The 13,127-nt window shown below is 64.4% G+C and carries 15 protein-coding genes; 7 read left to right on the top strand and 8 right to left on the bottom strand.

Annotated features, from left to right (window positions below):
- Positions 1–81: 81 nt before the first annotated feature.
- Together O9Z70_RS03720 and O9Z70_RS03715 are read right to left on the bottom strand one after the other, a co-directional pair.
- Positions 82–711 carry a diguanylate cyclase domain-containing protein gene (locus tag O9Z70_RS03720; protein ID WP_286021153.1) on the bottom strand — a complete coding sequence of 210 codons (630 nt, stop codon included), beginning with the start codon at positions 709–711 and terminating at the stop codon, positions 82–84.
- A 77-nt stretch (positions 712–788) separates the two neighbouring features.
- Complete coding sequence (locus O9Z70_RS03715; RefSeq protein WP_286021152.1) at positions 789–1,244, bottom strand: YcgN family cysteine cluster protein; 456 nt, start codon at positions 1,242–1,244, stop codon at positions 789–791.
- Positions 1,245–1,375: 131 nt separating this feature from the next.
- Here O9Z70_RS03715 and O9Z70_RS03710 point away from each other — a divergent pair, with 131 nt between their 5' ends.
- The 4 genes from O9Z70_RS03710 (at position 1,376) to O9Z70_RS03695 (ending at position 5,323) form a co-directional block, all read left to right on the top strand.
- Complete coding sequence (locus O9Z70_RS03710; protein ID WP_286021151.1) at positions 1,376–3,544, top strand: transglycosylase domain-containing protein; 2,169 nt, start codon at positions 1,376–1,378, stop codon at positions 3,542–3,544.
- A gap of 64 nt (positions 3,545–3,608) precedes the next feature.
- Positions 3,609–4,184, top strand: a complete 576-nt coding sequence (locus O9Z70_RS03705; protein ID WP_286021150.1) for a DUF1214 domain-containing protein — start codon at positions 3,609–3,611, stop codon at positions 4,182–4,184.
- Positions 4,181–4,726 (top strand): DUF1254 domain-containing protein, encoded by a 546-nt coding sequence (locus O9Z70_RS03700; RefSeq protein ID WP_286021149.1) that lies wholly within the window; start codon positions 4,181–4,183, stop codon positions 4,724–4,726. Before O9Z70_RS03705 ends, O9Z70_RS03700 begins: the two co-directional genes overlap by 4 nt.
- 27 nt (positions 4,727–4,753) lie before the next feature.
- Positions 4,754–5,323, top strand: coding sequence for an NUDIX hydrolase (locus O9Z70_RS03695; protein ID WP_286021148.1), 570 nt, complete (start codon positions 4,754–4,756; stop codon positions 5,321–5,323).
- Between the two features lie 18 nt (positions 5,324–5,341).
- On the opposite strand, the gene O9Z70_RS03690 is transcribed toward O9Z70_RS03695, so the two are convergent.
- Both O9Z70_RS03690 and O9Z70_RS03685 read right to left on the bottom strand, forming a co-directional pair.
- Complete coding sequence (locus O9Z70_RS03690) at positions 5,342–6,166, bottom strand: hypothetical protein (protein WP_286021147.1); 825 nt, start codon at positions 6,164–6,166, stop codon at positions 5,342–5,344.
- A complete protein-coding gene (locus O9Z70_RS03685; RefSeq protein WP_286021146.1) occupies positions 6,159–6,329 on the bottom strand; it encodes a hypothetical protein in 171 nt (56 codons plus the stop codon). The genes O9Z70_RS03690 and O9Z70_RS03685 overlap by 8 nt, the downstream gene beginning before the upstream one ends.
- A gap of 194 nt (positions 6,330–6,523) precedes the next feature.
- On the opposite strand from O9Z70_RS03685, the gene O9Z70_RS03680 reads away from it, so the two are divergent.
- Positions 6,524–7,666, top strand: a complete 1,143-nt coding sequence (locus O9Z70_RS03680) for a DUF2336 domain-containing protein (protein WP_286021145.1) — start codon at positions 6,524–6,526, stop codon at positions 7,664–7,666.
- A gap of 14 nt (positions 7,667–7,680) precedes the next feature.
- Here O9Z70_RS03680 and O9Z70_RS03675 read toward each other — a convergent pair whose 3' ends face one another.
- Genes O9Z70_RS03675 through O9Z70_RS03665 form a run of 3 tightly spaced genes read right to left on the bottom strand, consistent with a single transcriptional unit; the run spans position 7,681 to position 10,915 of the window.
- The gene (locus O9Z70_RS03675) at positions 7,681–8,022 is read right to left on the bottom strand and encodes a DUF1491 family protein (protein WP_286021144.1); all 342 of its coding nucleotides are present in this window, start codon (positions 8,020–8,022) and stop codon (positions 7,681–7,683) included.
- Positions 8,022–9,179 carry a peptidoglycan-binding domain-containing protein gene (locus O9Z70_RS03670; protein ID WP_286021143.1) on the bottom strand — a complete coding sequence of 386 codons (1,158 nt, stop codon included), beginning with the start codon at positions 9,177–9,179 and terminating at the stop codon, positions 8,022–8,024. The genes O9Z70_RS03675 and O9Z70_RS03670 overlap by 1 nt, the downstream gene beginning before the upstream one ends.
- A complete protein-coding gene (locus O9Z70_RS03665) occupies positions 9,176–10,915 on the bottom strand; it encodes a PAS domain-containing sensor histidine kinase (RefSeq protein ID WP_286021142.1) in 1,740 nt (579 codons plus the stop codon). The genes O9Z70_RS03670 and O9Z70_RS03665 overlap by 4 nt, the downstream gene beginning before the upstream one ends.
- Before the next feature lie 392 nt (positions 10,916–11,307).
- Here O9Z70_RS03665 and O9Z70_RS03660 point away from each other — a divergent pair, with 392 nt between their 5' ends.
- Together O9Z70_RS03660 and O9Z70_RS03655 are read left to right on the top strand one after the other, a co-directional pair.
- On the top strand, positions 11,308–11,604 hold the full coding sequence (locus O9Z70_RS03660) for a hypothetical protein (protein WP_286021141.1): 297 nt from the start codon (positions 11,308–11,310) through the stop codon (positions 11,602–11,604).
- A gap of 60 nt (positions 11,605–11,664) precedes the next feature.
- A complete protein-coding gene (locus tag O9Z70_RS03655) occupies positions 11,665–12,093 on the top strand; it encodes a SufE family protein (RefSeq protein ID WP_286021140.1) in 429 nt (142 codons plus the stop codon).
- On the opposite strand, the gene O9Z70_RS03650 is transcribed toward O9Z70_RS03655, so the two are convergent.
- Positions 12,090–13,118 carry an acyltransferase family protein gene (locus tag O9Z70_RS03650; protein WP_286021139.1) on the bottom strand — a complete coding sequence of 343 codons (1,029 nt, stop codon included), beginning with the start codon at positions 13,116–13,118 and terminating at the stop codon, positions 12,090–12,092. The two genes, O9Z70_RS03655 and O9Z70_RS03650, sit on opposite strands and share 4 nt — an antisense overlap.
- Between the last annotated feature and the right edge of the window lie 9 nt (positions 13,119–13,127).

Here is a 13,127-nt window from a genome sequence, read left to right as displayed (position 1 = left end):
AAATCGCTCCAGTGGAGCGATTTTAGAGGCGAAGGTCATAGAGCTGCGCTCGAATGGCACGAGCGTTTGGCGGCGGCGCGCCTAAGCTGCCTTGCTGCGCTTTTCCGGCTTGCCGCGCAGGTCGACCACTTCGAGCCGGGCGAGGCCGCGGCGCTGGGCGCGTTTCACCGCCTGATTGGCATTGTTCAGCACCGAACGGTCGAAGCCGCCATGCGGGTTGGTCACCGCCAGGCCCATGCTCAGCGTCACCTGCCCGGTATGGCTTTCCTTGTTGGGCAGGCCTTCCTGGCGGATGGCGGTGGCGATGCGGCTGGCCAGTTCGCGCGCCATCAGCACCGGCATGTCGGGCAGCACCAGGACGAAGCCGGCGCGGCCATTGCGCAGGCAATGGACGGTCTCGCGCGGCAGCAGCGGGGCGATGATCGCCTGGAGCCGGTCGAGGCTGGCTTCGGTCGCATCGCGGCCATAGGCCGAGAAATATTCGGCATAGCGGTCCATTTCCATGGCCAGCACGCAGAGCGAGACCTGGCGCTGCCCGGCCTCGGCCCAGCCACGGCGCAATTGCTCGTCGATGCGTTGGGCTGGCCGCGATTTCTTGTCCGCATTGCCGATGGCGGCCTGTCCATAGGCGGGCATGGCCGGATTGCGGCCGAGTACGGCGCGCACCCGGGCCCAGAAGCCATCATTGCCGCTCATGGTCACCCTGTTCATCAAGCCTGTCCTGGGCCGTATTCCACTGCCGGCGATCTGGCCACAGAATGGTTAACAGGAGGTAAGTAATACCACGCTCAGAGTTGTTCCGGGGGTTCCCATTCGGGCCAGTCCACGGCGTGTTTTTCCCAGTCTTCCGGGTCGATTTCGGTTTCCAGGAATGTGCGTCCCTTCACCGAAACGCCGACATCCACCACGGTCTGCGGATCGCCGGAAATCAGCGGATGCCACCAGGCCAGTCCCTTGCCCTCGGCCAGCCGCCGATAGGCGCAGGTTGTCGGAATCCAGGGGATTTCGCGTACTTTCTGCGGCGTCAGCTTGATGCAATCGGGCACTTTTTTCTGCCGGTTGGGATAATCCGTGCAGGCGCAGGTATCGCCATCGAGCAATTGGCAGCGCACATCCGAGGTGATCAGCGTGCCGGTATCCTCGTCTTCCAGCTTGATGAGACAGCAGCGCCCGCAGCCGTCGCAGAGCGCTTCCCACTCGGCGGCCGACATTTCCTCAAGCGTTTTGTCTTCCCAGAAGGCCATGTTTACCCTTGATGGTTCATGATAGTGCCGGTTTGCGCTTGCCGGGCGGCAAAGGCAATCATATTCCAGCGATTGTGTTGCATTGGCCAGACATTGGCGACAAAAGTGCGGCATTGGCTTCGGGGATCGGTGTGCAGGATCCGTTTTACACCAAGGAAAAGAAGCGCAAACCGGCCGGCTCCATGCTGGCGGCCGATGCCTGGCTGGATTCCTCGCTCTATGAATTCTGGCAGGCTTTAGGCCGGTTCTATACGCGCTACCAGGATTTCATGAGCCGCTTCCATGTCAGCGGCATCAAGCGCTTCTTCGTCGAAATTCTCTCCGACGCCTTCACTTTCGGCGCCATCGGCTGCGTGCTGATGACGGCGCTGGCGCTGCCGGCCTTCGACATCATCGATCGCGGCGCCTTCAACAAGGCCGAGGATTATTCGGTCATCTTCCTCGACCGTTTCGGCAACGAGATCGGCCGGCGCGGCATCCGCTCCGACGACAGCGTGGCGCTGGACCAGATGCCCGATTATCTCATCAAGGCGACGCTCGCCACCGAGGACCGGCGCTTCTACGAGCATTTCGGCATCGACGTCGTGGGCACGCTGCGCGCCCTGGCCAGCAATGCCCAGGGCGATGCCAGCACCCAGGGCGGTTCCTCGCTCACTCAGCAGCTCGCCAAGAACATGTTCCTCACCGCCGAGCGCACGCTGGAGCGCAAGATCGTCGAGGCGTTCCTGGCCGTCTGGCTGGAATGGCATTATTCCAAGGACCAGATCCTCAAGCTCTATTTCGACCGCGCCTATATGGGCGGCGGCAATTTCGGGGTCACCGCCGCCGCCGATTTCTATTTTGGCAAGCGCGTGCAGGACATCAACCTGGCCGAAGCGGTCATGCTGGCCGGCATGTTCAAGGCGCCGACGCGCTATGCCCCGCATGTCGACCTGGCCGCGGCGCGCGGCCGGGCCAATCTGGTGCTGACCAATCTGGTCGCCAGCGGCTTTCTCACCGAAGGCCAGGTCACCGCCGCCCGCCGCCATCCGGCGGCGCCGGTCGACCGCACCGCCGACCTCAATTCCCCCAATTACTTCCTCGATTACGCCTTCGAGGAAGCCAAGCGGCTGATCGACGAGACCGATGCGCCGGGCAATAATTTCATCGTCCGCACCACGATCGACACCACGTTGCAGGCCTATGCCGAGGAAGCGATCAATTCGGTCATCCGCGAGCAGGGCGTGCAATATCGCGTCGATCAGGGCGCCATGGTGGTCACCGATACCGAGGGCGCCATCCGCGCCATGGTCGGCGGCACCGATTACGCCAAGAGCCAGTTCAACCGCACCATCGTCTCCAGCCGCCAGCCCGGCTCGGCCTACAAGCCCTTCGTCTATGCCGAGGCCTTCGAGCAATTGGGGCTCAAGCCCAGCGACACCATTTCCGACCGCCCGGTCTGTATCGGCGATTGGTGCCCGCAGAATTATGGCCGCTCCTATCGCGGCCAGACCACGCTGCTCAGTGCCTTCGCTTCCTCGATCAACACCGTACCGGTGACTTTGTCGATCAAGACCGGTCGCGATTCCATTGCCGAGCTGAGCTATCGCATGGGCCTGCGCGCCGAATATCCGGTCACCCGGTCGCTGGCGCTGGGCGTCGCCTCGGTATCGGTGCTCGACATGACCTCGTCCTATGCGGTCTTTGCCAATCATGGCCTCAAGACCCCGGCCTATGGCCTGACCCGCATGACCACGCTCACCGATCAACTGATCTGGGAACACGATGCCGATGAGGTCAAGCCGCGCGTCCTTTCCGAGCAGACCGTGGCCTATATGAACCAGATGATGCGCGCCGTGGTCACCAGCGGCACCGGCACCCGCGCCCAGGTCGAGGGCGTGCCGACCCTGGGCAAGACCGGCACCACCACTTCCTATCGCGATGCCTGGTTCGCCGGCTTCACCGGCAATTACGTCGCCGCCGTCTGGCTCGGCAATGACGATTACCGCCCCACCAACACCCTGACCGGCGGCCTCTTGCCCACCGTCGCCTGGCAGAAATTCATGGCCTATGCCCATACCAATATCGAGGTGAAACCGGTTTTCGGCATCGACTTCGTCCCCCCTGCCCCCATCATCGCCGATGCCGATCTCGACGCGCTGGACGAACTGGCCGCCGAGCGCCCGCCCAGCCTCAAGCCCGCCGCCGCCCGCAAGCTGCTCGACCTCGCCACCCGCTTCGAAACCGTCCTCGCCAATAATAGCGGCCCCGGCGAAACCGCAAGCACGGCGCCGCCCGCCGGCGCGGCAACGGGGCTATAGTCCATGGCCCTGACGATGCAGCCGGTCCGGCCATCCCTATTTCCAAGGCAGAGAAGCTGATCCCGTGCGTTTTGTGCTGCGCCTGCTCATGTCGATCCTCGTCGCCCTCGCGGTCGGCTTCGGGCTCAGCTATTACGCGCTGACCGATGGACGGCTGTTCGGCGCCGTGCAATTGGGGCCATGGACCGCCTGGCCGGATATCGGCGCGCCCGCGCCCAATCCCTATACGCGCGGCCATATCGCCCGCGAGGCCGCCTTGCAGCTCGGCCGCAGCGAGGGCCTGCAATTCATCGCCAATAGCGACAGCAGCGGCGAAGCGCTGGATCTTTCCTGCTCCTATCGTCTCGATGGCCGAGTTCCCGTATCCAGCTTCTGGACACTGGCGGCGATCGATGCCGACTGGATCAATCTCGCCGCGCCCGGCGCCGATGCCGCCCTGCGCTCCAGTGAAATCGCCCGCGAAGCCAATGGCGCGCTGCGCATCCATGTCGGCACCCGCCTTCGGCCGGGCAATTGGCTGGAACTGGCCGGCACCGGACCTTTCAGCCTCGTGCTCACCCTTTTCGACACCACGGCCATGTCCGGCTTCAGCTCCGCCGATACCATCATGCCCGCCATCGTCAGGGAGGATTGCCGATGATCCGCACCCTGCTCTGGCTGATCGGCGGATTGTTGCTGGGCGGCGTCATCCATATCGTCACCATCCTCACCCTGCCGCTGCTGGCCGAGGAGACGACATGGACACGCATCATGGCGCTCGATGCGGAAAACCGCCTGCTGGTCCTGCCCCCGGTGCAGCCCGGCGCGCCCAATCCGCTGCATCTCGATCCCGAACTGAGCTATGGCCTCTGCCGTATCGATCTAGCGCAAGGCCCGGCCTATCTCAGCGGAATATTGCCCGATGCCTTCTGGTCGGTGGCCATCTACGACGATGCCGGTATCGTCACCTATTCCACCACCAATCGCGACGGCATCGGCCAGAATGTCGAATTGGGCATTTTCAATTCCGATCAGACCCGTCTGCTCGCCCAGCAGCAGATCGACATCAAGGAAGGTCTGCTCGTGGTCGAAGCGGCGAGCGACGACCTCTTCATCCTCGTCCGCCTGTCCCCGCCTCATGACGTCATGCGGCCCCGCTTCGAGCAGGAATTGTCCCGCATCACCTGCGGCCAGCGCTCATAATATCCCATGATTCATCGGCGATCTGATATGTCTCCCGAAGCCTTCGACATTGCCCTTGCCGATCTCGTCGCCCGCTACCGCGCTGAAATCGCCGCGCCTGCGGAACATCTCGCCCTGCTGCGCTGGCAGATGGCGCAGGGGCACCGGCTCGACCGGCGCAGCACTTTTCCCGGCCATGTCACCACCAGCGCCATCATCCTGTCGCCCGATCACCGCCGGACACTGCTGATCGATCACGTCACAATCGGCCGCTGGCTGCAGCCGGGCGGCCATTACGAGCCGGCCAGCCATTTCCACCGCTCCGCCATGCGCGAGGCCATCGAGGAAACCGGCATTTCCGGCCTCACCCTGCATCCCTGGCACCAGGGCGGCGACCTGCCCTTCGTCATCGACAGCCATGACGTGCCCGGCAAGCCCGCCCGCCACGAGCCGGCCCATATCCATCACGACCTGCAATATCTCTTCCTCGCCGATCCGGCCCCGGCGCTGGTCCCGCAACTGGAAGAAGTCCACGCCGCCGCCTGGCACGACGCCGCCATGCTGGCCGGCTTCGCCCCCAAGGCGGCGTCGAGGCTGCGGAACCTCGTCCCGTTTTAGGGCAACGGCCTTTCGGCGCTATTTCTGCACCACCACTTCATTGTCCGGCACCATGGTCTGGAAGCGCGATGGTATATTGATGCCCGAGCCGCCGCCGCTGCCGGCGCCGGAGGCGCAGAAATCGCCGCGATTGGCGCGGTCGACGAAAGGCCGCAGGCGGCGCAGCGTTTCGTCCACCGCCATGGATTGCTCATGCGGCGTTTCCACCAGCAGGTGGTCCAGCGCATAGGCATAGCTCTCGTAACGATAGGTCAGCGCCCGCACGAACCAGTCGACATGCCATCGGTTCTCCACCCGGCGCGCCTCTACATTAGCGGCCATTGGCGCCTCGATGCCCGGCAGTTCCGCCAGCGCGATCCGCCTTTGCCGGTCGACTGCCTCGACGGCGCAGATGGCGCGGAACGTGGTGGGCAAGGTGTCGATATCGGCCAGGATATGTCGTCCAACCGTGGCATAGCGCGTCGGCGAGGACTGGTATTGCGTGGTCCGCAGCCAGAGATAATAGCGCTCCGGCGTATAGCGGTAATCCTTGGCCGGGCCGATCCGTGTGCGCTGCAATTCGACGCTGCTGTCGAACATCCAGTCGCGGCTATGCGCGGCGACAAGGAAGCGCCAGGTGCGGTCATGCATCTCGCGCTCCTGGTCGGTCTGGTTGAAGCTGGAAACCGGCTCGCCGCGATTGGCGGCGATCTTGCCGCCGATATAGGGCATGATCTGGTCATGGGTGACGCTGGGCTGCGCCCGGCCGAAATCGCCTACCGGTCGCGCGACGCAGGCAGCGGCGAGGCCGGCCAGCAGGACAAGCATGAAAAAACGGGCCAGCGGCCCGGCGCGTTCACACACGCTTGCGCTTGCGCCTTTTGGCTTCGGCGTCGGTTTTGGTCGGCGGCGGCGTACCGCGCTCATAGCGCACCCCGGTGAACAGCAATATCTGGGCGTCGCCGCTTCTGGTCGTCCCATCGTCGGTGGATTTCTCCCGTGCGGCAAATCTAAGCAGTTTTCCCAAGCCGGCCTCCATTCAAGAGCCGCTCCCCCGTCCCTAGTGAAGGCAGCGAGTAGTGGTTTTCAGCCCGGCGCGACATCCTGCGCGCTGGTTTGCCATTAAGAGATCGTCAAGGTTAACAGTCTGCTAACGAATTGACGGCAAGAGTGGTCCGGCATCGCTTCCGGTGCAAAGAGCGAGTCGACGGTTCCTGCAACATGCTTGGTTTTCAGCCATACGAGACCTTTCAGCTTCTGATCGAGACGGGCGGCGTTGATCGCACGAACACGCTCCTGATCGCGGCCTGCGACGCCTATGCGCGGCGCGGCAAGCCGACCATTCCCGAAATGGAACAGTTTGAAACCCTTGCTGGCCGGCTCTTTCCCACCGCCGGTCCCCAGGCCCGCGCCAAGGGTGCGGCGATCCTCGGCCGCGCCGAACTGCTCTCCCCGCGGCTTGAAAACCTGGTGGTCGAGAATATCGGCGAAGACCTCATCGCTTTCCTCGAAAGCGCCGCCGAGCTATCCGACCAGACCATGCTCGACATCATCGCCCGCTATGACGTGCCGGCCTGCGCCACCCTGGCCGGCCGCAACGGCCTGAGCAATGTGGTGCTGGCCAAGCTGTTCCAGATGAATTCGCGCAAGGTTTACAGGGCCTTGGCCGCCAATGCCCATATCGCGCCGCGCGGCGCCTATCTCAGCGCCCTGGCCCGCTCGGCGCAGATGGATCACCTGGTGGCCGAAGCCCTGGGCCATCGCGACGATTTCGACGCCGCCCTGCTCGCCCCGGCTTTCTTCGACCTCTCGGACGACCACCGGATCAAGGTCATCCACGCCTTCGCCAGCCGCTCCACCCCGGTCGCGCCGATCGCCCGCACCATCGAGCAGATTTCCGTGGCCAGCGGCGAACTGACCAAGGCGCTGATGAAGCTGTTCTCGGAGAATCGCCGTCCCGAGGTGACCCGGCTGCTCGCCCAGATCACCGGGCTCGACGAGGTCCGTTGCGGCCAGATCGCCCATGACGTCACCGGCGCATCGCTCTTCGTCATCCTGCGGGCCTTCGGCTCCACCGCCTATGACGGGCTCAAGGTTCTCATCCACGCCACGAGCCACGACAAGGAACGCTCCAGAGCGCTGGCCGATTTCGCCACGCTGTTCGGCGCGGTATCGGCCGAATCCATGGCATACCTGATGAGCGCCTGGCGCGGTGAAGTGAACCTGCTCGAACTCAGCAAGCCGCAATATCAGCCCTTCACCGAGACCAGCCGCCGCACGCCCAGCCTGGCTCCGGCCCATAATCCGGTGGTGGAACAGGCGATCGAGGCCCTGGCCCGCATCGGCGCCCGCCGCGCCAGCTGATCGCCGCCGGAGTTCTATTGCTCCCGCATCAGGTCGATGCCGAGATCGTCGCCGCGCATATCGATGCTCAGCACCCAAAGGTCGAGATCGAACTCGGCTTCCCGCTCGATCCGCTCGCGGATTCTGGCTGGCTCGGCCCGGTCGAAGCGGCGCTGGAACACCAGTCCGGCGCCGTCATCGCGGCTGACCGCCGGCGCGGGAGTATAGAGCGAATGCGTGCCATCGAGGTGATCGACCTCGATGAATATCTGTCCGGCGATAGGATCGCCGCGCCGGGAAACGACGCACATATGGCCCAGATCGTTGTGACGCCGCACAAAGGCCATGCACCACAGATCGCTGCGCAGCCGCGCCACTAGATGGTCGCGCCGGCCTTGAGCAGGAGCTCCACCAGGTCCGGCTGCACCTGACCAGTCATCCGGTAGCGGTGGAAATTCTCGAACTCACGGATGGCTCTTGCGGTTTCAGGACCCGGCTTGCCGTCGACCGGGGCCTGGAAAAAGCCAAGGCTGGCGAGGCCACGCTGGATCTGCATGACCAGCTCGGTGTCGTTGGCGGGGGGCATCCGGACCGGTGAAGCGCTGCTCGCCAAAGCCGCCACCTGCTGCGCCGGCGGCGATATCACCTCGCGAACCGGCTGCGGCATAGGCTGGGCCGTGGCCGCAACGCTGGCAGAAGGAATGGGCGGATTGGCCATGGCCTGGGGCGGCGTGCGCGCGCCATCCACGGCGGCGATGATCGAATCGATGGTATTGGCGGCCGTCTGCGCCACTTCGTCAAAGACCTGTTCGGCCGGCGACAAGGTCGGAAGTCGCGCCACGACCTGATCCTGTGGAGGAGCGGTGACTGCCACCGTCACGGGCGCCGCCTGGGCAATTGGCGCCGCGGCCGCCGGCGCGGCGGCCTGAGGCTGAACGTCGACCGGCGCGGTCGTGCGCCCGCTGGCATCGGATTTGACGATGGCATCGAGCACGGCCGGGTCCATGCCGCCGGTCGGAATCATGCCGTTGCGCTGTTCGAAGGCGCGGATCGCCTCGGCGGTCTGGGGGCCGTAATAGCCGTCGATCGTGCCGCTGAACAGATTGAGCTCGAACAGCTTTTTCTGCACCGCGAACATTTGCGCATTGCCGACCGGCGCCTCCGGCACCGGGACGCTCGGAGCGACGCTGCCTGTGGTCTCGGGAATCGTCTGCGGGGTGGCCGCCGGCACGATGGCGGGCGACGATGCGGCAATCTCCGGCAGCGCATTGGCGGGGCGGTCGACAATAGAGGTCGGCAGCGCCGCGACATTGTCGCGGGCCGGCGCGAAGAAGGGCGAAGGGTGCTCGGCGGTCTGGAAATAGAGCGCATTGCTGCCGGCCAGCGCCGTCAGCGTCACCATGGCCAGCAGCCCGGTGGAGGCCATGGGGGCGCGCATATAGCGCGAAAAGGCCCATTGGCCGGCCCGACTCAGGGAGCCGAGCAGAACGCCGCCGGCCATGAGCAGCGGCTGAGAAAGGGTCGCAGCATTCATTGCGCTTTTCTTGTTTCGTTTTGCCATGAAGACGTGGTGGCCTGGGCCAAGGGCTCTCGATGCAGGTGAACGATGTCGGCAGTTTCGCCGGCTTTGGTTGCTGGACCGTTTATAGGAAGCAAAACAGTGATGGTTGTCCCCGCTCCGATCTCCGACATGGCCCGCAAAGTGCCGCCATGCAGCTCCACCAGGCCCTTGACGATGGAAAGCCCCAGCCCGGTGCCTTCATATTTGCGGGTTAGCCCGTCCTGAACCTGGAAAAAGGGCTCACCGATTCGGGCGAGCGCCGCCGGGGCCATGCCGATTCCCCGGTCGCGCACCGAAAAATTGATCGCCTGCCCCTGGCGCTTGACCGTGGCGGTCACCATGCCGCCCTCATGGCTGAACTTGATGGCATTGGAGAGCAGGTTGATCAGAATTTGCCGGCAGAGCCGTTCGTCGGCGTTGACCAGCGGCAGATCGGGTTCGATCTCGGGCAGCAATTGCACCTGACGCTCCGCCGCCATGGCCTCGACCATGGACAGACAGGCCGGCATGATGTCGCCGGGCGCCATGGGCTCGGCCCGAACCTCGAATTTGCCGGCCTCGATGCGCGACATGTCCAGCAGCATGGAAACCACTTCCAGCAGGTGCTTGCCGCTCTGGTGGATCAGGCCGGCATATTCCTTATGCGTCGCCGGCAATTCGCCGCCAATGCCGCTGGTCATCATTTCCGAAAAGCCGACGACGGCATTCAGCGGCGTGCGCAATTCGTGGCCGATAGTGGCGAGAAAGCGCGACTTGGCCTGCAAGGCTTCTTCAGCGCTGCGCCGCGCCTCCGCCATGGCGGCCTCGGCATCCTTGCGTCCGGTAATGTCGCGCAAGAGAGCGATCACCTCGTACCGCCCCGCATGGGCAGCCTCGTCCAGAATGGGCGAAAGCTGCATTTCAACCCAGACAAAGCGCGGAACGCCGGATACCGCGCGCGGATTGTCCTGCCGCAGGCGAAGCTCGATGGTGCGGCTGCGGCCGCCCTGATTGGCATCGGCAAATGCGGTCAGGAAGGCAGGCCGGTCGAGGACATGCAGGCGGCTGCTCAGGTTTTCGCCCGACAATTGGTAGCGCGGGCAGCCGAACAATGTTTCGGACGAGCGCGACGCCAGCAGGATCGCCCCATCGCCGCCAAAGCGCAGCACGGCGTCCTGCACATGTTCGATCAGATGGCGATAGGCGCTGATCTGCGCCTTGTCATGCACCTCATAGGCGGAATTGATGCGATGGGCGCTGTGCGCCACCACGGCGAAGGCGCAGAGAAAGCCGAAGGCCGAGGCCAGAAGCGTCTGCGAATCATCGAGCCGCATCGCCCCGATGCCGGAAATTGCGGCGATGGCGCCCAGCGCAATGATCAGTGCCAGAGCGTACCAGCTCGCCCGTCTTTGGCTGTTATGGGCGATCAGCGCGGCCAGGACCGACCCCATCAGCGCTATGGCCATGCCGGCGTCGCCGAGGCGCGGATCGGCAATGGTCAGGAACAGGCCGGTGGCCATCAGCGTTGCGACCTGGGCGACGCCGCTGGCGTCGAAATGACCGCGATGATGCATGGAGAGGCTGATCATGCCGCCGGCCAGCAAGAGGCAGGCGACGATGAACGGCACCGCGCCCCCCGACATGAGCAGATACATAGCCGGCAGCAGGCCAAAAGCCGCCATGCCGATCAGCAGCCGCGCATTATTGGCGATGGTCTTCCGGCGCAGCATTTCGGGACGGTTTCCGGCTCCGATCGGGGCCGGGTCGTTCCCTTTGCTGGTTCCGAACACCTGGAGGCTACGCATCAACTGAACTCACTATACCGACGCCATTGCGGAGCTTTCCGCTCCTGATGCGGCCCTTTCCGCGAGCCGCCTGCCCGATTTTTCTGCGGGTCATCTGCTGCAGCCTCGCGCGCCAACATCTAAGACAGGCTTAAGCGGCGGCCTGGTAGCGGCGGCGACAGGGGCCTTTCGAAAGTTAGCGTAAACAAGGGGTTGCACGCAGCACTGCGAAAGCGTCGCATTTGTCTAAAATTTTATCGATTGGACGCAGCCCCATTTAAGGCGGGGCATTCAGGATCGTTCTCAACAGGCGGGAATGGACCTGCCGCGGTGGATAAATGATGTTTCTGGTTCGCTCCGCATTCTGGCTCACCCTCGCCTTCCTGGTCATCCGTCCGGGCGTGGATGTGGGCGACGCCGCCTCGACCTTGTCGTCCGAGGCCATGGCGCGAGGCAGCCAGATCATCGCGCAGCAGATCGAAGCCATCGAATGCGACAGCATCACCTGCATTGGCGGCAAGGCCATGGCCAGCGCCGCGCTGCGGACCAGCCCCGCTGCCGCCGATCCCATGCTCAAGTCGCCGGCCGGCAGCCCGGTGCCGCTGCCCCGCGCCCGGCCGGACCGGCTGGGCTGACAGCGTTTTTCACCTTTACGCATACTGGAAAAGCCGCCCGCCATGGCCTAGATAGGACGCATGAACCAGCCGCAGCCGTTCCAGGACATTGCCGACAATCTCTCCTTTCTCGACGATTGGGAGGATCGCTACCGCTATCTCATCGAGCTCGGCCAGGCCCTGCCGAAGCTCGACGAGGCCGAGCGTTCGGCCGCGAACAAGGTCAATGGCTGCGTGTCCCAGGTCTGGCTGGTCGCCGAGCCGGAAACGGTCGACGGCGCGCCGGGCCTGAAATTCCGCGGCGAGAGCGATGCGATGATCGTGCAGGGCCTGGTCGCGCTGTTGCTGGCGCTCTATTCCGACCGCTCCGCCCGCGAGATCGCCGATACGGACGCCATCGCCCTGTTCGACGAACTGGGCCTGCGCGAACACCTGACCACCCAGCGCTCCAACGGGCTGGCCGCCATGGTCGGCCGCATTCGCGGCGCCGGCCGCGCAGCTCTGGGCTAAGCCAGCCGCTTGAGGCCGCGCATCAGCGGCTCCTCCACCAGACGGTAGAGCAGGCAGCCCGAGGCCAGGCCGAAGCCGATCGCCGCCACCAGGATCGGGCCGACGATCCAGGGATCGTCGGTGCCCAATAGGCGCAGCGCCAGACCGGCTACCGCGCCCACGGCGAAGATGTGCACCAGATAGATCGAATAGGATGCATCGCCCAGCCTCTCGAGCAGGCCGATCCTGGGCAGGAGCCGGCCAAATCCCACCGCCAGCGCCACGACAATGGTGGCGAAAACCAGCAGGCCGAGAAAGGCCATCTCGTCCTCGACCACGCCGCGGTCAAAGGCAAAGCCCTCGATCAGACCGGCCAGCGCCAGCACGGCCAGCGGTGCGGCAAGGCGCGGCACGAGGGTTTCCAGCTTGCCCTCCAGCTGGGCCAGGCCGAGCCAGGCCCCGGTCACGAAAGCCAGGGGCATGTAACTGGTATAGAAGGCGGGAATGGCGCTTTCGGGCCGGAACAGGCCACCAATGATGGCCAAAGCCAGATAGGCCAGCGTCAGCACCCAGACACGCCGCCTTGCGTCCACGACCGCCAGCAAGGCAAAGCTGAGATAGAAGAACATCTCGTAATTGAGCGTCCATCCCAGCTTGTAGAGCGGATGCAGGCCGTGGCTGGCCGGATTGTAGAAGGGCACGAAGAACATCGACTGCGCCAATTGCAGTCCGTCGAACACCGTGGTCTTGAACAGGCTCGGCATGCCCAGCGCCAAAAATGCCGCCACCAGGGTGAATACCCAATAAAGCGGCACCACCCGCAACACGCGCCGGCGCAGAAATTTGCGCGGCTCGAAACGCGCCTGCCCGGTCACCACCACCATGATGAAGCCGGAAACGACGAAAAACACGATGACGCCCAGCCAGCCCAGCCGCCCATAGGCAAGCACCTGCTCGCTTGTCGGGTAGAGCAAGGCGTGGGAAATCAAGACCAGCGTCGCGGCAATGGCCCGGAGATATTGGATTGTATGCAGCTTGGCGTTCATCGAACCGTG

The organism is Devosia sp. YIM 151766 (genome assembly GCF_030285925.1).
In the GTDB taxonomy this organism is placed as follows: domain Bacteria; phylum Pseudomonadota; class Alphaproteobacteria; order Rhizobiales; family Devosiaceae; genus Devosia.
Note: the sequence above shows the minus strand (reverse complement) of the source record. Positions and strands in the feature narration are given on the sequence as shown.